This window comes from Paenibacillus sp. EKM301P, from assembly GCF_011800295.1.
GTDB lineage: Bacteria > Bacillota > Bacilli > Paenibacillales > Paenibacillaceae > Paenibacillus > Paenibacillus polymyxa.
Map to the genome: position 1 here is coordinate 268268 of NZ_JAALFM010000001.1, position 16851 is coordinate 285118.

Annotated in this window: 24 protein-coding genes; 1 reads left to right on the forward strand and 23 read right to left on the reverse strand. The window is 51.8% G+C overall.

What is annotated here, in order from left to right; all coding sequences use genetic code 11:
- Window positions 1-68 precede the first annotated feature (68 nt).
- From HFD99_RS01360 to HFD99_RS01405, 10 genes are all read right to left on the reverse strand, one after another.
- Window positions 69-269, reverse strand: coding sequence for a hypothetical protein (locus HFD99_RS01360; protein WP_167440755.1), 201 nt, complete (start codon window positions 267-269; stop codon window positions 69-71).
- Window positions 269-1540, reverse strand: coding sequence for a DNA cytosine methyltransferase (locus HFD99_RS01365; protein ID WP_167440756.1), 1272 nt, complete (start codon window positions 1538-1540; stop codon window positions 269-271). Before HFD99_RS01365 ends, HFD99_RS01360 begins: the two co-directional genes overlap by 1 nt.
- Entirely contained in the window at window positions 1518-1673 is a 156-nt protein-coding gene (locus HFD99_RS01370) for a hypothetical protein (protein ID WP_167440757.1), read from the reverse strand. Before HFD99_RS01370 ends, HFD99_RS01365 begins: the two co-directional genes overlap by 23 nt.
- The gene (locus HFD99_RS01375; RefSeq protein WP_167440758.1) at window positions 1670-2293 is read right to left on the reverse strand and encodes an AAA family ATPase; all 624 of its coding nucleotides are present in this window, start codon (window positions 2291-2293) and stop codon (window positions 1670-1672) included. Before HFD99_RS01375 ends, HFD99_RS01370 begins: the two co-directional genes overlap by 4 nt.
- Window positions 2290-2562, reverse strand: coding sequence for a hypothetical protein (locus tag HFD99_RS01380; RefSeq protein ID WP_167440759.1), 273 nt, complete (start codon window positions 2560-2562; stop codon window positions 2290-2292). Before HFD99_RS01380 ends, HFD99_RS01375 begins: the two co-directional genes overlap by 4 nt.
- Window positions 2562-3722 (reverse strand): hypothetical protein, encoded by a 1161-nt coding sequence (locus HFD99_RS01385; protein WP_167440760.1) that lies wholly within the window; start codon window positions 3720-3722, stop codon window positions 2562-2564. The genes HFD99_RS01380 and HFD99_RS01385 overlap by 1 nt, the downstream gene beginning before the upstream one ends.
- 41 nt (window positions 3723-3763) lie before the next feature.
- Entirely contained in the window at window positions 3764-4051 is a 288-nt protein-coding gene (locus HFD99_RS01390) for a hypothetical protein (protein ID WP_167440761.1), read from the reverse strand.
- Between the two features lie 385 nt (window positions 4052-4436).
- Window positions 4437-4790 carry a 3D domain-containing protein gene (locus HFD99_RS01395; RefSeq protein ID WP_167440762.1) on the reverse strand — a complete coding sequence of 118 codons (354 nt, stop codon included), beginning with the start codon at window positions 4788-4790 and terminating at the stop codon, window positions 4437-4439.
- 35 nt (window positions 4791-4825) lie between these two features.
- Window positions 4826-5428, reverse strand: a complete 603-nt coding sequence (locus HFD99_RS01400; RefSeq protein WP_167440763.1) for a hypothetical protein — start codon at window positions 5426-5428, stop codon at window positions 4826-4828.
- A gap of 12 nt (window positions 5429-5440) precedes the next feature.
- On the reverse strand, window positions 5441-5698 hold the full coding sequence (locus HFD99_RS01405) for a hypothetical protein (RefSeq protein ID WP_167440764.1): 258 nt from the start codon (window positions 5696-5698) through the stop codon (window positions 5441-5443).
- Window positions 5699-5760: 62 nt separating this feature from the next.
- Between HFD99_RS01405 and HFD99_RS01410 the strand changes: the two genes are divergently transcribed.
- A complete protein-coding gene (locus tag HFD99_RS01410) occupies window positions 5761-6015 on the forward strand; it encodes a hypothetical protein (protein ID WP_167440765.1) in 255 nt (84 codons plus the stop codon).
- Here the strand turns inward: HFD99_RS01410 and HFD99_RS01415 are convergent.
- The 13 genes from HFD99_RS01415 to HFD99_RS01475 all read right to left on the reverse strand — a co-directional run bounded on the left by HFD99_RS01415 (window position 6005) and on the right by HFD99_RS01475 (window position 16842).
- Window positions 6005-6526 carry a dUTP diphosphatase gene (locus tag HFD99_RS01415; protein ID WP_167440766.1) on the reverse strand — a complete coding sequence of 174 codons (522 nt, stop codon included), beginning with the start codon at window positions 6524-6526 and terminating at the stop codon, window positions 6005-6007. The two genes, HFD99_RS01410 and HFD99_RS01415, sit on opposite strands and share 11 nt — an antisense overlap.
- The gene (locus HFD99_RS01420) at window positions 6527-6688 is read right to left on the reverse strand and encodes a hypothetical protein (RefSeq protein WP_167440767.1); all 162 of its coding nucleotides are present in this window, start codon (window positions 6686-6688) and stop codon (window positions 6527-6529) included. It abuts the gene before it with no gap.
- Window positions 6685-7038, reverse strand: coding sequence for a hypothetical protein (locus HFD99_RS01425; protein ID WP_167440768.1), 354 nt, complete (start codon window positions 7036-7038; stop codon window positions 6685-6687). Before HFD99_RS01425 ends, HFD99_RS01420 begins: the two co-directional genes overlap by 4 nt.
- A complete protein-coding gene (locus HFD99_RS01430) occupies window positions 7038-7523 on the reverse strand; it encodes a hypothetical protein (RefSeq protein WP_167440708.1) in 486 nt (161 codons plus the stop codon). Before HFD99_RS01430 ends, HFD99_RS01425 begins: the two co-directional genes overlap by 1 nt.
- 587 nt (window positions 7524-8110) lie before the next feature.
- The gene (locus HFD99_RS01435; RefSeq protein WP_167440769.1) at window positions 8111-8263 is read right to left on the reverse strand and encodes a hypothetical protein; all 153 of its coding nucleotides are present in this window, start codon (window positions 8261-8263) and stop codon (window positions 8111-8113) included.
- 12 nt (window positions 8264-8275) lie between these two features.
- On the reverse strand, window positions 8276-10495 hold the full coding sequence (gene nrdJ, locus HFD99_RS01440; protein WP_167440826.1) for a ribonucleoside-triphosphate reductase, adenosylcobalamin-dependent: 2220 nt from the start codon (window positions 10493-10495) through the stop codon (window positions 8276-8278).
- Window positions 10496-10720: 225 nt separating this feature from the next.
- A complete protein-coding gene (locus HFD99_RS01445; protein ID WP_167440770.1) occupies window positions 10721-10951 on the reverse strand; it encodes a hypothetical protein in 231 nt (76 codons plus the stop codon).
- A complete protein-coding gene (locus HFD99_RS01450) occupies window positions 10944-11162 on the reverse strand; it encodes a hypothetical protein (RefSeq protein ID WP_167440771.1) in 219 nt (72 codons plus the stop codon). The genes HFD99_RS01445 and HFD99_RS01450 overlap by 8 nt, the downstream gene beginning before the upstream one ends.
- Entirely contained in the window at window positions 11159-11704 is a 546-nt protein-coding gene (locus HFD99_RS01455) for a crossover junction endodeoxyribonuclease RuvC (RefSeq protein ID WP_167440772.1), read from the reverse strand. The genes HFD99_RS01450 and HFD99_RS01455 overlap by 4 nt, the downstream gene beginning before the upstream one ends.
- A complete protein-coding gene (locus HFD99_RS01460) occupies window positions 11682-12191 on the reverse strand; it encodes a hypothetical protein (protein WP_167440773.1) in 510 nt (169 codons plus the stop codon). Before HFD99_RS01460 ends, HFD99_RS01455 begins: the two co-directional genes overlap by 23 nt.
- Window positions 12192-12539, reverse strand: a complete 348-nt coding sequence (locus HFD99_RS01465; protein ID WP_167440774.1) for a hypothetical protein — start codon at window positions 12537-12539, stop codon at window positions 12192-12194.
- 951 nt (window positions 12540-13490) lie between these two features.
- Window positions 13491-13994: an HNH endonuclease signature motif containing protein gene (locus HFD99_RS01470; RefSeq protein WP_202984354.1), complete on the reverse strand. Its 504-nt coding sequence runs from the start codon at window positions 13992-13994 to the stop codon at window positions 13491-13493.
- Window positions 13984-16842, reverse strand: coding sequence for a DNA polymerase (locus tag HFD99_RS01475; RefSeq protein ID WP_167440775.1), 2859 nt, complete (start codon window positions 16840-16842; stop codon window positions 13984-13986). The genes HFD99_RS01470 and HFD99_RS01475 overlap by 11 nt, the downstream gene beginning before the upstream one ends.
- Between the last annotated feature and the right edge of the window lie 9 nt (window positions 16843-16851).

Here is a 16851-nt window from a genome sequence, read left to right on the forward strand (position 1 = left end):
AACGTACTAGTACGTCGAAAGCGCCGCTAATCTATTGTGAATTATTCATATGTTGAGTTTTGCGAATACTAAGCCGCAGTTTCACGTATGATTCCGAGTTCAGCCATCACGTACTCATTTTCGCAGTGTCCGATATGCGTCCTGTCTCCATTGCTGTACGCTGTAAATTCATCGCCTGCGTAAATCCCGTCGCCACACCAAGCACAGTAGGCGGAAATGCGCGGTTCATCACGTGGGTCCGGTGGCTGGAAACGGTCGAAGGCGCTCATTACGCTGCCTCCTGCAAGTCCCGCGCCAAGGTTGCGTTAAGTTGCTCCGCCAGCGCGACTCCGATTAGGTAGGAGACGCGCGATGCGACTCCGTTACCAACGATGCGATACTGTGCGGATAACGAAATATCGTCCGGTAACACGTACCAGTCGGGTACGGATTGGATTCGCAGGCACTCACGGACGGTAAAGCGGCGTGGTTGCGGTTTTGATTCCGGGTGTACGCCTTCATTACGAGCGTGCCCGCCAACTGTAGCGCCCGGCGTTTCCCACGAAGCCTGACGATTAGCCTTCTCGTATGTCCAATCGGGGTTTACGTTATCGAACAAATGACCGTCGTGATTTTGTAAATGTGCGTCGTCTCTGTGCGCGGAATACCCGTCAGGCATAGGGCGGTTTACTGTCCGAACAGTCGGGGAAACTTCGTCAAGTCCGTAAACTGCCCTTCTGTCATAATTTCTTGGATGGCGATAGTAGTAGTCAGAGACCTCTGGCAAGTCACCGACCACATCCCGCAGTACTTGCGTCCGGTACTCTTCCGCACTCGGCTCCGGAAACTCAAATGTGAATCCCAAGTCCTTACGAATACCCACTGCAATCACGCGCTCACGCTTTTGTGCTACCCCGTAGTCCCAAGCGTTAATTACTCGCCATGAAACGCTGTAGTTGATAGATTCAAAATATGCGAGCAGAGCGTCAAAAGTAGGGCGGTGTTTTTTAGATACGAGTCCCTTAACGTTCTCAAATACGAAAGCTTTCGGCTGCTTTCTCGCAATGACTCCGAGGTACGTCCATACGAGCTTACCGCGCTCTCCCTCTTCGCCAGCTCCAGACCCAGCAACGCTATAATCCTGGCATGGCGGTCCGCCTGCGATAATGTCAGCGTCAGGTATCTGCGCCTGTATATCGTCACTCGTTATGTCTCCGTACACAACATGATCACCGATATTATGTGCGTAGGCTTGAACCGCCCGTTTATCGAAGTCGTTCGCAAAGGTTAACGTATAGCCTGCCGATTTGAGTCCAACCGCCATGAGACCGCCGCCGCAAAATAGTTCGGCGACCGTTAGGCCGTTCGGCGGTAATTGCGGAGTTACGTTATAGTTTCGTATGGATACCGACTCCTTTCGTTCTCCCGGATGTAGCGACGCATCTCTCGCACTCGCTAATACGGTATAAGCAGCCTCATCCCAATTGACGACACGCTTACGAGATAAGTAGCGTGACGAATACCTACCGTCCTGTGGGTTAGGCGTGTGATTCGCTATCATCCTCTCCGTCCTCCTTCCGGTAAACACTCCGCAGGGCAGCCGCATAACCAACCGCATACCCTGCGTCATATCCACGTATATAACCGTTGTTAGCCGCTTCTTCTACTGCTACGCGTATGAGTTCGTTAATCATTCCGGCCACTCTCCGGACAAGTACGCGATTATCTCGTCTATTTGCGCGTGGAGTCTGTCGAGTGTTCCGTCGTTCGTCACGGTGAAGTCGGGAAGGTATCCGTCGAGCGCCGTCTCTGTACCGTGGAAAAGGTCAGCGTAGTTAAACACGTCGCCGGATTTGATAGCGCGGTCGATGCGGACGGCATCCGGAGCTTCTACGCGGATGAGGACGTAGCCGGCGGATTTGAGCGCGGCATACTCGTTTGGCTGCCTGCAATCGCCGACGACTGCGCGGAACGGACGAGCCGGTACGGAATGTATGACGTCTCCGTTCAATATAAACTCGTGTGCCCTACGCAAATCCTCTGGAATACTGTCGCGATCCCGCTCGATCGCTTCGAAACACTTACGCACCCAAATGTCCGGATCACGCTCACGCATCGTCTGTCCGAACCATTGATAGAGTTCGCGCGGCTTCTCATCAGGTGCAGGCTCACCGAACAATTCGTGAGCGTAACGTTTGAGTTCGTCTCCGAACGCGAATTGCGTGTAACCGTAGTTATCCGAAAGATAATTACCGACCTCAGACTTCCCACTTCTCAACTTACCGATGAGACCAATGTGAGGGAGCGTAGTCATTCGGCGGTCACCTCGCTTTCGGGACGCATTTCGAACGCGCTGATTACGTTGTTCATGTTCGTCTGTGATTTGGTCGTTGAGGTTTCCTGCGTTAGATTCTCCGCGCGGTACATTGACGCGTAAACTCCGCCTCCTGACGCGCCCGCCATCGCCTTCATAACGGTACTAAACCGAATTCGATCACCTACGCGCCAATCCCTAAACGTCTCTGCGCTTGTTTTACGGGTTATCGCGGTTATGACGAATACTTCGCTGTACAGTCGGATCATTACGCCGCCACCTCCTCGCGTGTGTCGTCGATGACTTCGTAGTCCGCATCGTGTACGCCTTGCTCATACCCGTATTGACTCCGACTAGGTTGTCTAGTTCGCAACCCATATATCTCCGCCCATCCTTCACTTTGATTACGCTCCACCACGCGCCCAACGTCGCCCATATCGTAATAATGCCCGATCCCACTCGTACCATTCCCGCATACCCGTACGACGTCACTTACGCGAACCTCCGTAGGCTGCGGCACGTTCAAGTACTCCGCAGGCACTTCGAGACCAAGCGCGCGATACAGCGCGATTGCCTTACCGATGTGTGCGTTAAATACGTCGTTAGGTGCGCATTTTGCTACCCCGCGGTAATCTACACGCCGACTTTTTATGAAACGGATCAATGCGACAACTGTTCGCTTACCGCGGTCAACCACGTACTCGACGAAATGGCACGGAGTTTTTCCGTTTTTCTCGCAACCTCGCGGCCAGAAAGATGCAGCTCCTTCGAATTCCATCCTAGACTGGTGTTTGTTTTCGAGACGTTTAACGTCGGCCTTCGCACGCTCAACGATTTCGTCCCGACGCTGCTGCGGCGTTTTGAGCGCATCCGATACGCTCCGCTTCAGCCCCTCGGAAAACCTACGAACAGCCTTGAGAACCTCCTCCGTATCGACCGCGGTAGTCGGTTGCGTTGCATAGGCCGCATCTACCTTCGCTTCCAATGCATCCATACGTTCAGTCAACGCATCCAACCGTAATGCTAACGCGCTGATCGTAGCTGCGGCTTGGTCTTGCGCAGACTGTTCGGATAGGAGTGGCGCAGCGGTTAGCGGTTCGAGCACGAGGTAATCTCCGTCCAAAATGTACCAACCGTTAACAAGCGGGCGATCAAGCAAACGCGAATCTACGTCTCCAGCTTCGCCTATTTTGTGTCGGAAGGCACAGCCGACTGACTTCGTTTTGTCCGAGCTCACGATGATTACACGCTCGCCCACCGTTGCCTTACGGTCGACCATACGGAGTCGTTCACCTGCGATTTGTACGATATTAGTCGGTTCGAGGACTACGTATTCGTCGTCACCGACGTAAATGTGACCACCGATGTCCCATCCTTCGGCAGTCTCGACCGTGTGGACTCCGCCGCTACCTGTGCTATAAACCGTCATTACGTCGCCCCTTTCGTAATCACCGAAAGATGCGATCGGATTTACGATTTTAATGCGTTCACCCGTGACTGCTTTCCGTTTAACTTCGCGGTATTCACGTTCGATGCCGTTGAGGTATTCGTCGGGAAGTACGGTGATGTTGGCGTTAGTTTCTCGTCTGTTTCGAGTACGAAATGGTCACGGTAGCTTTCGCCTTCCTCGCCCGGTTCGATCGACCAGCAATGTTCGTCACCGTCGTCATCCAGGAATACGAACAGACCGTCTACTTCACCAATTATCTCGTAGCGTTTACCCGCTGTGATGTATTGACCACTCTTAAAGCAACGCAAATACTTCGCCATATAATCCGCTCCTTTGTGGTTTCCGATATATTAAGTAAAGGGGGTATTCCAGTGAATGAAATGGAAGAGAAAATTAATAGAATTAGGAAGACTTGCAAGAAATATGAGACGATTAGCGACTCCGATTTAAGAGCGCTCGAAAAGTACTATCTAGCCGATGAAGATAACGCAAAACAAATGTCGTTACTAGGTTCGTTGATAGCCTACGTGATACCGCTAGTCTTACTGACCGTGAATAAGCTCCTAGGTGAAGGGCGAGATTGGTTTGCGATTTCCATAGCCGCTGCATACTTCTTAGGAGTATCCGGTACCCTGGTAGCTGCAACGGGGCTTCACTGGAGGACCGCCACAAATCTACGTGCTGTCCAACTCGTTATTGAAGAACGCGAACGTTTAGCCGCCGCTTCCCAAAAACAACCGCCCGCCGAATATCCTTTACGTAGACGTCGATATGTCCGTCAGTAATCCGACCGCCTCGGTCCCAACACGTTCGGACTCCGACACTTTCGATATCGACACGTGTACCGAACGGAATGGACTTCGGACAAGCTGCGGTTACGCCGTTCTTGACGCGCCTACCTGATGCGGTGATGCCATGTGTTGGCGTGAATCCGTCGCCAAGTGCGTACGCAGTGACTACGTAAGTAGAAGACGGGGAATTGCCTGTTTTCTCCGTCTTTACTACGGGCGTTGGCGTCGGTTCCTCCGGAGGATTGATTGCGACCATTGCTGCGATGAAGAGTTCGATGAATGTCCGCGAGACTACGCCACCTCCTTGAATTGCGCCTCAACTTGCGTGAGGATTGCGGCTTTCGCTTCGGCGGGCGTGAGTTTAACGAGTTGCGACTCAGTGTTCCACCAGTAAAAGTCCAATTCGTCGGAATCTAGCTCGGAATCTAGCACAGGTATGGTTTTAAATGGTAGTGAACTTTGATCATCAAACACGACTTTAACAATTTGCCCCGTAGCTACACGGCACGCATAATCGCCGACCTTCAGCGTCTTCTCGTCCGCTAATTTCGCTTCAAGCTCCGCAATGGTCGCGGTAACCTTGGCGAGTTCTTCACGCTGGGCTGCGAGGAGGATTTCGGTAGGAACTCCGCCCCGGAATACCGTTAGCCCATCGTAGTTTCGCTCGCTGAAATAAAAGGCATCATCGTCCGTGTCCCGCACATACTCGTCTCCGTCCTCGTCAGCGTTAACTCCGTAAAACTCGTCAGCACGCAGATAATCCGATATATCACCTCTAACCAGTACGATATCGCCCTTCCGAGCCCGCCCCTCTACTTTTACGTAGTCCTTTCCTTCGTAGCAAATTACGGTGACGGCACTACCTACGCGCACTACTCCGCTTAATTCCGCCATTCTCCCACGCCCCTATTCGAATAAATTTACGTCAACTGTTTCGATGATTCGCGAATCATTCAAATCGTTAACAAGTACGCCGTACTCGCGTGAGTTAACGCCAACCGACGCCGTTAACGTATCGCCATCGAGTCGGTCCGATCCGAGTCCTGCGATGATGACACCGGCTATCTCACCGCGCCGAGCTGCGGCCGCCCAAGCTTCGAGTACGTCGGCGACTGCGTTGGGGAACGGGATGACTTCGGCTAATCGCGGTTCTTTTTCTGCCATGTTACGATACCTCCTTGTTTTAAGAAGTGATATAATATAGACAAATTAAAGGAGTTGGTATTGTGAGTAAAATCAAAATAGGACTTAATTGCAAAAAGTATCCAAACTGTGAGTGTGATAAAATAGAGTTTCCGTACACCTCAATACCGAGGATAGCATGCGAGACTTTTGATGTAGACTACGACAATTCTGGATACGTATCTCGAATGGAAGTCCTTACTCAATACATCAGGTTAGGACACACTAGAGAGGAGTACATAGAGAGATTCGATAATGACTTTTTTGCTGAGGATGACCTCCATACTTTTAGGGGTTAACCCCCGTGTGCCCAAAGCCGCCCGTCCCACGCTCCGTTTCCGAAAGCTCCTCGTCCGTCTCGATGAGATTGACGTGAGGAATCGGGAGGATAAACGCCTGAGCTACACGGTCACCTTTACGGATGAGATACGTAAATAAGGGCGCTGGTTCCGCTATAAGGTGCTCTGTAACCTCACCGTTGATTCCATATAGGTACGGCTTAACAAATCCGCTATTTGTGGGCGAAATGTTATCGAACATCATCGCAACTTCACCGCGATAATCCGAATCAATCACGCCGATTCCGTTCGGTTGCCGCAGCTTCGTCTTCAGCGCAACCCCCGACCGCATCGCTACGATCATTACGTAGCCCTCCGGAATTTCGAACGCGAGGCCGAGCGGAACTTTCTTCGTCTCGCCTGGCGCGATGATTACGTCCTCAACCGCTACGAGGTCGAAGGCGGCCGCGCCGGGCGTTGCGTATTGCGGGATAACTGCGTCTGGATGTAGACACTTGATTTTAACGTTCATTTACTCGTCCCCCTCGATTCCAACTGCTGCGAAAAATAAGATAACGATAAACAACGTCAGCACCGTACTAACCCGGTCCAACACGTAGGTTCCTGCGATGACTCTAATGAGGACACTCGTCCAATACCCCGCACACAACCAACCGAATGTACGTAAAATCATTCGCTCGCCTCCTCTACAGCTTCGAGAATATTTACTGGCTCCGTCGAAATAATCAGCGTAATTTCCTCGTGCTCATACCGTCGCAATATCTCGATTAAATCGTGGTCACCGACCCGTAATTCATCCGAATCCATCGGTGTCCACTCCGAGTAGCCCCACCCGGTCTCGACGAAGAGTTCGCCAGTAAACGTCGAATCCGCAATCCCTACGATAACAGGGACGTTGTCAAACGCGTTGTTAATCGCAGCAACTACGTCCTCGCCTCCGATTAAGACTGCACCGGGTTCGTCTACGTCATCACACCGATAGGCGTCTCCGCAAGTTACAACGCCTTTAAATACGAGATTCACTAAGCCGCAACTCCTTCCGTAATAACGCTGTAGTCAACGTCGGTGTCGTCGAGTATCGAAACGTTCCCGATCAGGTTCCAACCTGTTCCAGCAAACCCGTCAACAACGAGACCGAGTTCAGCACTCATAAACTCAGTAGGACGCAAGGCTGTTACCACGCCAACTTTTCCGCCGTCATACATATCGTGATCTACTCCACGAACAACCGAACCAACCCGCGGCTCATCCGGTTTCGGCGCGTTCGTATACTCGCTCGGCACCATCAAGCCCAACGCGCGGCGGAGTGCGATCGCCTTACCGATTTCTGCGTGGAATACGTCGTCAGGCGCAGCTTTTGCGATGCCTTTTTCGAGGATTGCATTGCCGTAGATGCCTCGCACCAGCACGGTAACGGCACGTTTGTTCCGGTTAATGTGAAACTCCGGTTTTGAGGTGAGCGTATTAAACGTACGGTTTCCGTCTGAATTAGCGATCGGACTACGCATTTTCCGAGTCAACTCCGCAACATCGGCGCGTGCCTTTTCGATAACGGCTGCGCGGGTTAAGGCGGCCGGCTCCGTTTTGGTTACGTTAGACGCGTCACCGAGAATAGCCCGGATCGTATCGGCATTGTCGCGGATGAATTGCGTGAAAGCACTCGCTAGGGCTTCGTTAGTACCTGACGTTGTTACCGGTTCGAGTACGACGTATTCTCGGTGATAGACGCCGCGCTCGCTCCCGTTAAGCATCGCGTGTACTCCTACGGACACTCTCTCCGTTGTCGTGCCTTCGTCGCCCTCACCGTACCCGAGCGCGAATTGTGGATTTACGATCTTAATCCGTTCACCTACGTTAGCCTCACGCTTAACCTCACGATAATTTTGTTTCGTCATAATCCGAATCGCCTCCGTTTTAGTTTTGCGTTACTCGGCGGTCATTCCGCCCTACACTACGTTTGTTTCCAGCGGAATGAGATTCGCACAGTTGAGCGTAATGTTTTTTTCCGCCTTACATTTACTTCAACGACACTCAACACCCTGTGACACACTTTTACGAAAATAAAAAAAAAACGGAGAAGCCCGTAGGCCCTCCGTTATGTACTCACGCGTTTGGTCGGAACCATCCGCATTAACTCGTCTATTTTCCGCAGCTCTGCGTCCGTTAAGTCGTCAAATTCCGAAGCGTGGCGGAGAAACGGGTGTAGCCGAAACGTCCGCAACATCTCATACATAATTACCGAAGACATACGCATACCTCCTTATCGTATAGGACAAGCTCCGCCCTCACAACCGTCCATCCCGTCTAGGTCGGACTCGCCCGTTGTTTCATAACGTTGTAGCAGCGCCATATCGAACGGACGCATAGCCGCAGAAAGCTCCTCGTACTTCTCGCGCGTAATCGCTTCGTACGGTGCGAGGTCGTATGACCCACCGTCTAACGCCAGGAAAGACACCGCCGTAAACTCGTCCCAACGTGAATATACGATTTCCTCGGCGGTATCCCACTCGTGCGGGCGAACCGTGATTGTATTCGACGAATTGTGCTCGGTGTAATGGCGTTGAAACTCGAAATACGTATCGAGCTGTTCCGCTGCGCTTACGTCATCTTTTGTGCGCGCTGCTCCACTAGCTACCGGGAAGTCGATGACGTACGTCCGGGCGTTGCTCATACGTTCTTCACGCGTCTCGCCAGGCGTACCTACTTCCGGATTTACCGTCCAGCCGAGGTCGATAACCGCTTGAGCCAGCGAATCGGACGCGTTGATGCGAATACGTCGGATGTAATACGGAGAGTGCGACCAATGCAGACCGGACGAGACTCCGCCCGCTACTTGCGAAATCGTGCCTTCCGGCTTAACCGTTGTAACGAGCAGAGGCGCGGATACGCGGAGTTCTTTTGCGTAACGGTCCGCCTCTTCGCGGGCAGTCGCGCCTAGCGTGCCGAGGAATCCCGATTCTTTTGCGGTAGAGAATCCGACTGCAGCAAACGCATCTTTAACGCCGGTCAGTGATGTACCGAGCAGACGATCACGCTGCTGAATCGCGTTCCAATGCGGCAGTTCCAGCTCCGCAAGGGTCATACGTAGGCCGGCTCGTGCGGAAAGGCGCTGCGCCTCGATCAAGCCGCGTACATCAAATTCACCGTTGCGAACGAACGTCGTCATATTTACGGTCGTCAGATTACACACGCCGTATGAGTCGAGGAGTATTTCCGCACATGGGTTTAAGCCTTCCGCGTTCGGTCGACGTTTTCGCGCTTCCTCTAGGTTTACGAAGCCCGGCTCGCCTTCCGCTTGCATCATCGTAAATACGAGGTTCAGGAACTCGCGCGAAGGTTGCTCCGTAAATGCGATCGAATTATTCGACATCCTGCGGTGATGCAACGGACGGGCATTCGGGTCGAACGTCGGTAAGCTCTCAAGGAATCGCGCTTCCTTTTCGAGACCGAGAGCACGCGTCTTCTCGATGACCTTCGCGTGTTTATCTGCGTCCCATATTCCGTTGAGTCCGTACTTCGCGAAAATACACTCGTAGTCATCTGCGTCCATAAGGAAAATTTCCGCAGTACGTCGCACGCCCCCGACCACAACGTTATTACCGATAAGGTTTCCGATATCGAGAATGTGTATCGGACGCACGTATTGGTAGCCCGCCGGATGCCCGTGTTGTAACGTTAGTCCCGTCGACTCATGATAAAACGGAGCCATTACGTCTACTAGCGGAGCCAAGCCCGGATCAATCTCGTTCTTTAATACACGATCAATCCCTGCGAATATTTCACGCAAAGGCTCCGGACCGGACGCCGTACCTCCGAAAGTGTTCAAGCGTTCTCCGTTTGGTCGTACGGAATTGTATGAAATCTTGATGGTGTGTATGTGTTCGTATTCGCGTTTCGTAAGAATATTGAGATACATACGCAGGGATTCGACCCATCCCTCTTTTGAATCGCCTACGTAAATCTTCGCATATCCGTTCTCCATATCACGAAGCTGCGTATGCTCATAACGAGCAGCTTTCGGAACTGGCTCGTACTCCGAATGCAGTAACATCGTATTTGTCCGGATTGGTGCGAGGTTTGCCGCCATTTCCTTCGTACACTTAAACCCGACGCCGGTACCAACCATTAGCAGGTAGAATAAATCGCCGAGGTCTGACCATGACGCGATATTAATAAACGAGCAATTGAAATTTGCTAATGGATACTTCTCGGCTACTCCGTTCTCTGCACCACCTACCCACAACGTCCGCCCGCTGAGGAATTGACGCAAGTGAAACATATTATCGAATAATAGCTCGGCCTCTTTCCGATGCCACTCAATATCAGCTCCGTATCCGATTCTATCCATATGTTTAACGCCGAGACTTACGTTATATTCCGTCGCACGTCGGACTGTCTCCTTCCACGTTTCGCGCCGTGCTTGTTCGGGCAACCAACGCGAATATGTTCGAAGATAAACGAAGTGACCCAGCGGGTTCATCTCCGCAGGAAAATCAGGGTATTGTCCGATAAATTCGTCCGTTAACAATTTCGTATTAATAGCGCATCTCTCCCATTCTCTTCTCTAATTTCACGAGTGCTGACCGTGCCTCCGCGAGCCGACGTCCGTAATCTTCGATATCACGTTGTTTGTACGCAAGAGCGTGCTCTAATGACGCGACCTGCTGACGTAGGTGCTCCGCTAGCTGTGCGTTAAAATCGTCCGTCATACTAGAGCCACATCCGCATATTTGCGGATCAATGGGCGTATAACTCGTGCAATTTCCTCGTCCGTCATTGCGTTTAACTCCGGCGTATCCGTCAGTTCCTCGAACTTTGCGACTTCGGCTTCTGTAAGAACTTCCGCCGGATCGCCTCCGAATTCCCGAAGCGCTAAGGTCAATGCGCCACAGATAATAAACGCGTGTAATTTTTCGCCAGTTAGTACGCTACCCATTCTCAACCGCCTCCTGTAATAAATTACGTATAGCTTCCTCCGCATTCTCAACACGTCCAGGAACACGGACATACACATCCAAGTAACCGCCGGTGCTCGTATACACCTTCGCCCCTATTCGGGTGCCCATCGTCGCGACGCGTTGCACTGTTGTTGAATGCATTTCGACAATATCGTAGTCGATCTCGGTAACGTAAATTCTCGCACTCACGCCGCAACCTCCTCCGTATCAATCAAGCCCTCACGTATCAAGTACGCCAACGCCACCGCGCACGCGTCCGAGTCGTCATAGCCGGTTTTAAACACGTAATCTTCACCTAGCCGCAACAGTCTCCGTACAGCCGCCGCCACTTCCGCCTTTTCTGCCTTTCCGTTACCCGTAACTAACCGCTTAACCGACGTCGGAGCCAGCGCAGGTTTTAAATCCGCCGCCTGATATCCGTACGAGTACAACGCACGATCCGCCGCAGCCCACGAGCTGAATATCGTTTGTGTAGCGCGTTTATTTCGGCCGGCCGTAAAGTCCTCGCGGACAACGTGGTCAAACGGACGGTACATGCGTACAAATTGCGCTACGAACGTCTCAACGATGTAATTGCGGACTGCGTCTGGATCTTCTGTAGACGTTGCAACGGAGGAACAGGCGACGAGGTACGGTTGCCTGTTTCGTACCTCAATCGCAGCTATCCCGGGACTTAGTGATAGGTCGAGCCCGAGCACACGTAACGGCTTAGGCCGCGTCGTCTTCGCCAATTCGCAACACCTCCGCTGATTTCTCGCGGATGAGGTCCGCCAACATCGCCAGTTGTTCTTCTGCCGTAAAATCTAACTCTAGCTGCGCAGCCATGTCGTAAAGCACGTCCGCATCTTTGTCTGGCAGTAAGCCTCGTAGGACACCACCGTTCTTACTAAACGTTAGCAATAGCGCAGATAATATGATATATTCACGCGCATCGTAAGCACGTTCGATCTGCTTGCGCTCCTCCAGGCGGTTACGTGCGTCCTCTTTTTCCTGGCGCGTAGCCTTAAATATTCCGTCATTCTTCAGCACCTCTTCGGATTTCCCCTCAACGAAGCCCGCTACGAAAGCCCAAATTGCGAGTAATGCGAAGAAGATACGCATCCACCAATCCGAACCCTCTCCGAAAATTAACGCTAAGGCGAATAGACCGCCGAGCAATACCGAGAACACCACACCTACGTACATAACTCCGTTGCTGATTCTTCGTCCGTAATTCATTTACGCAGCCTCCTTCGTATGACTCTCCGTCATTTCCGCTCTAATCCGTATGATATCTGCCAACGCCTCACTCGGTCCGCGCTTCTTCCAATCCGGCAATGACGAATGGTTCAGCGCGACTACCTTACGCTCCAACTTCGCAATTTCCGCCTCGGTGAGAGACAACGCGATCGTACGCTTGAAGTCGTTGAAAAGCCACTTATCGAGGTCCAGAGCTGGCGCGTTGCCCGTCTCAGCCGCATGAACAATGCCCGCAAAATGGTCGAGTACGTCGTTACGCATCTCGTCCGTAATGTATAAGCCGAACGCCAAGATATCCGGGTTTTTCGCGAACTCATCTTCCGTCATATTCCACGACTTCTTCGAACCGTTAACGTAGAGGATGACGTAGTAGTCAACATCGTACATCACCGAGTAACAGACGCATTGCTTAACGTGGTCCTCCTTCGGACCTTTCCGCGCAGAGAAGCCTGACGTCATCGAATACGTTGTCTGTTTCGATTTGATTTCGAGGCCGACGCGTAGCACTTCGCCATCCTCGGAAACGTAGAGCATAATGCCGTCGCACGTACCGTAGAGTGCAAACGTCTTCCCTCCGTGTTCGATTAAGCGACTAACCTTTGCGAAGTCTTCGAACATCGGCTCGCCACGTCCGTTATACTCAAACGAAAACTTTGACGGAGGCTGCGAATTGTGCTTATCTGCGAAGAGGATATCGCGTTGAATTGTGTCTCCGATAGCCGTCCCGATGCGCGTCCATCGTCCTTGGTGCGCAGGCTGACCCGTCTTCTCCTTCTTAGCCCCACGCATCTTTTCGTAGAGACCGCGAGCATCCGCATTCGCCGACGATGGAGAGAAATACGGAATGTCTCGCGGCGGCCAGATTTTACGGGACTTGTCCGTTAGGAAATCCGCATACCAACGATGAATTTGTGCGTCGAGAGCATCGTCGTATACTTCCGGTGCAGCGTGCCAGGCGTTAAGGTGAAGCGTGAGGTCTTGCGCGATTTTATTTGCGAGTTCTTGCGACAGTTAAACCGCCTCCTAGTAAGATTCGTATTGGTAATCGTAAATGCCGATCCTACCTCTTTCTGTTACGTAAGCAATCGCATAGCAATCAATACTGTAACCGGAGCTATCGAAGCCACCGCAGTGTTGGTACGCGCACGTTACGCTGAAATAGAACCTAACCACGTCGACTGCGTGGCGGCATATTTCCTCTCCACCGAAATCCGGGTTTGCTTCCGCGCTCGATATCGCGTCAGTTATTTTTAAGCGTATCTGTGCTTCAGTAGCCATTTACGCAACCTCCTCTTTTCGTTTAAATTGCTCAATAGCCTGTGCCGCATCCGCAATGGAGTCGTGGTAGCCAAGGAAATGCGTTACCCCATTCCGCGATATCTGTGCTACATACGTGAAATACTCACGTCTAATGCGGGTAACTCCAACAGGTAAATCTTTGTTGCGTGACCTCTTTCTCGTTATGTTTCGGTTGTTTTCTGCAAGCGTAACTATCCGCAAGTTTGACCTACGGTTGTTAAGTGGATTCCCGTCTATGTGGTCGATAACCATTCCTTCCGGAGGATTCAAGAGCATTCTGTGAAAGTATACATTGGTGTAATTTAGATACCCTTTAACGTAAAATCTCATCCCGTCGCGAGAAGGTGCAGTGTTCCACTTACGCACAGGCATGTCAAGAACTGCGTCGAGGTCGGAGGTGTCGATTATCAACTCGTACGTTGTTTCCTTGTGCTTGACAAAGATGGCCGTTTCTTCACCGCGTACCTCGTACTCATTTCTCACTATCTCTCACCTCCTTCGGCCTCCCTAGTGTAAAGTCCCAATCATCGGGGCGCGTCTCCTTCATCCAAGAGACTTCAATCACCGTGTCACACTCAAGCGGACATGCAAACGTAACAGTATTCGTCATGATGTCCGTATATAGAGCGACTGCCTCTTCCGTAATATCTTCGTTTGGCACCGCGTGCTTCTGCTCGTCATGCAGCGTCAACGTAAATTCCCATCCGCGACCCAGTGTGAGCTCGTAGTAACTGCGGATCATACACAGTTTCAAAACGGCGGCACCGCTGCCTTGAATCCGATGGTTAAACGCAGCTCTCTCATCACGCCCGGTCAGGCGAATAAGTTGCCAGAACTCCGACCGCAGATTAGGCGAAAGCTTATACGACTTCTTACTGAGTTCCGGATCGTTCTTGTCGCGGATGCCGGCGAGCCGCATAATCTCGCATAAACGGCGCCAGTTCTTCCGATACTCCGGAAAGCGGCGTTTCTGTCCCCACAACGTAGCCGTCCAGCCATGTTCACGTAGGTGTTCAAATGCCGCGTTAACCATCGTACTGAAGCCGGGCAGTATCTCATCGAACTTCGCATATGCACGCTTACCGGATTCCTCCGTAATACCGCGTTTGACCGCTGTTTTTACGAACTGATCCTCCGCCTGTCCGTACCCTTTCGCAAGAAACATGTCTTTCGTCAGCTTACGGTACGGAATCGGTGTGAGCCCGTCCTTGTACGCCTTTTCGAAACAAAGCTCACGGTCAACCTCGAACATGATAGACGCAAACTCTACGTACGGATCGAGTCCTTTGCGATACATTTCCGCGAATATCTCATCGCCATGCTCAACCGACATGATATGCGCTTGAAGTCTCGGCTCAATGGAACTCAAGTCACTACCGAGGAACGTATGACCGGGCGGAGGAATGAACATCGTACGAACACGTTCGCCCTCTTTTGTCCGGGCCGGTATATTTTGAATGTTGGTTCCCTTTGCGACGGATTTCTCCGCACACTCCACGCGCATCCGCATCATGTCCAGATAGTTATCATCCGTGATAGGTTCGGTCTGCAACTCGTTAGGTTTGCCGCTATAGCCCTTTGAGGAATAACGCCCCGTTGAAACAGTATCTAGTTGCGTGTGCAATCGCCCATCAACGTCCAGAGCTTCCGGAATTTTATCGATGTACGTGTTCAATAGCTTCTCGTAAGCGGACACGTTAGCCAGCGGTTTGAGCGCTTCTTCCTCCTCAAAGTACCGATCGAGCACGTCCTTAGATACGGCGCGTGTCTTCGATTTATCCTTTACGATCTGCTTCGTACGGTCTTCGATACCGAGGTGGTCGTAAATCAAATAGCGCAGGTGGTTGTCGTTGGTGAATGAAAATTCCGTAACAAATGGCGGCGCGTATTCCGGCTCTGCTGGCGGCAAATCTTCCGTTTTAAGTTCCGCAAGCCTGGCGACGGCGTTCGTATACTTTTTTAACGTAGTCTTACCGGCCGCTTCACACTCAGCGATAATCACACGTTGCTTCCGTTGTGCCTCTTGGTTACGCGCAATTTTCCTACGTTGTTTATCAACCCAATCCGTAATTTTCGGTGCGTTTAACGTCCGGTCCATTTTGCGTAAAAACTCCGGATCGGTTACGCCATATGCTGCGGTTACCTCTTCTTGAGCCTGCGCCAGTTTCGGACGAAGTTCGTCACCCAACGCCTTGAGCCCGTCTAGGTCGATTACGAAACCGGTACGTTCGATTGCGACGTTGACCTCGGACAGATACTGCGTTATCTCGAAAAACGCAGTTGCGAGTTGGTCCGTGGCTACGAGGTTATCTATCTGCCAACGTGTAAGCGCCCATCCCTTGAGTACGTCCTTAATCGCGTAGATGCCAACTACTTCGACCGGATGAATCATCGGAGACTCATTTCCGAATAAGTCCTCGTACGTGAAATCGTCGATATCAATTCCGATAGCCGATTTGTATTTCGTGAGCAACGGCTTCAGTGCGTATGTCGGCTCGTGGTCGTTGAGTGTTCGCATTGCCTCAGCGGAATCGTACCGAACCCCCTGCGGCTTCAGACCGTCATTGAGCAACATCGCTAAGTCAAACGGCGCGTTATGAAACGATTTAATCTGCGAAGGAAGCGACATAAACTTTGCGATTGCCCCGAGAGCCTTTGACCGCGTACATTGCTTCTCCCCCGTTAAATGCCCGTACGCTACGTAATAGCCCTCGTTCAGTAACGGAAGCCATACCGAGTATCCTCCGGTTAGGTCGATCATCTTGTCTAGTCCGGATGTTTCCGTATCCCATACGGTTAGTGACTGAGCGTCAGGAATCGTAATCCCACGCTCGGCCAATTTCCGTTTAATTAACGTATCGTTAAAGAGAACGAATACCTTACGGAACCACTCGTCGTCCTTCTGTAGCCGTACCTCTTCACGAAGTCGCGTCATCATTCCGGGCAACTCCGCGTCATCCGTAATGATGTGGAAGTTATCCGGTTTCGTCCGTAACGTCTCCGCAATCCTTTCCGCCCTTTCCTGACGTTGCGCATCCGCCAAGATACGCTCGCCCGCTGTAACTACGTCAGCCTTCGTAATAGAACCCCCGCCAGTACGAAGTGTAATAGCGGACGAGGGATTGCCTGTTTCCCTCGTCAACGCTACTCTAACCGCCACGACTGCGTTGCGTTCGCGCTCCGTCAACGACATTGCGCTAATGCGTTCGACTGCTTCGGCTGGCGTTTCCTCTGCGGCTTTCTTACGTTTGGCTGCGTCGGCTACACGTTCGGCTACGTCAGGGTCTGCGGTTGGCTGGCGGAGATTAAGCGTCAATTTAACGTCAGCCATAATTGCGGC

Excerpts from the sequence above, each read along its gene's own strand:
- HFD99_RS01360 (WP_167440755.1), bottom strand. The coding sequence starts at position 269 with ATGAGCGCCTTCGACCGTTTCCAGCCACCGGACCCACGTGATGAACCG.
- HFD99_RS01375 (WP_167440758.1), bottom strand. The coding sequence starts at position 2,293 with ATGACTACGCTCCCTCACATTGGTCTCATCGGTAAGTTGAGAAGTGGG.
- HFD99_RS01385 (WP_167440760.1), bottom strand. The coding sequence starts at position 3,722 with ATGACGGTTTATAGCACAGGTAGCGGCGGAGTCCACACGGTCGAGACT.
- HFD99_RS01365 (WP_167440756.1), bottom strand. The coding sequence starts at position 1,540 with ATGATAGCGAATCACACGCCTAACCCACAGGACGGTAGGTATTCGTCA.
- nrdJ (WP_167440826.1), bottom strand. The coding sequence starts at position 10,495 with ATGAACCCGCTGGGTCACTTCGTTTATCTTCGAACATATTCGCGTTGG.
- HFD99_RS01405 (WP_167440764.1), bottom strand. The coding sequence starts at position 5,698 with ATGGCAGAAAAAGAACCGCGATTAGCCGAAGTCATCCCGTTCCCCAAC.
- HFD99_RS01430 (WP_167440708.1), bottom strand. The coding sequence starts at position 7,523 with ATGCGTAGTCCGATCGCTAATTCAGACGGAAACCGTACGTTTAATACG.
- HFD99_RS01370 (WP_167440757.1), bottom strand. The coding sequence starts at position 1,673 with ATGATTAACGAACTCATACGCGTAGCAGTAGAAGAAGCGGCTAACAAC.
- HFD99_RS01380 (WP_167440759.1), bottom strand. The coding sequence starts at position 2,562 with ATGATCCGACTGTACAGCGAAGTATTCGTCATAACCGCGATAACCCGT.
- HFD99_RS01395 (WP_167440762.1), bottom strand. The coding sequence starts at position 4,790 with ATGGTCGCAATCAATCCTCCGGAGGAACCGACGCCAACGCCCGTAGTA.
- HFD99_RS01465 (WP_167440774.1), bottom strand. The coding sequence starts at position 12,539 with ATGACGGAAGATGAGTTCGCGAAAAACCCGGATATCTTGGCGTTCGGC.
- HFD99_RS01435 (WP_167440769.1), bottom strand. The coding sequence starts at position 8,263 with ATGTCTTCGGTAATTATGTATGAGATGTTGCGGACGTTTCGGCTACAC.
- HFD99_RS01445 (WP_167440770.1), bottom strand. The coding sequence starts at position 10,951 with ATGGGTAGCGTACTAACTGGCGAAAAATTACACGCGTTTATTATCTGT.
- HFD99_RS01475 (WP_167440775.1), bottom strand. The coding sequence starts at position 16,842 with ATGGCTGACGTTAAATTGACGCTTAATCTCCGCCAGCCAACCGCAGAC.
- HFD99_RS01420 (WP_167440767.1), bottom strand. The coding sequence starts at position 6,688 with ATGATTTTACGTACATTCGGTTGGTTGTGTGCGGGGTATTGGACGAGT.
- HFD99_RS01400 (WP_167440763.1), bottom strand. The coding sequence starts at position 5,428 with ATGGCGGAATTAAGCGGAGTAGTGCGCGTAGGTAGTGCCGTCACCGTA.
- HFD99_RS01460 (WP_167440773.1), bottom strand. The coding sequence starts at position 12,191 with ATGAATTACGGACGAAGAATCAGCAACGGAGTTATGTACGTAGGTGTG.
- HFD99_RS01415 (WP_167440766.1), bottom strand. The coding sequence starts at position 6,526 with ATGAACGTTAAAATCAAGTGTCTACATCCAGACGCAGTTATCCCGCAA.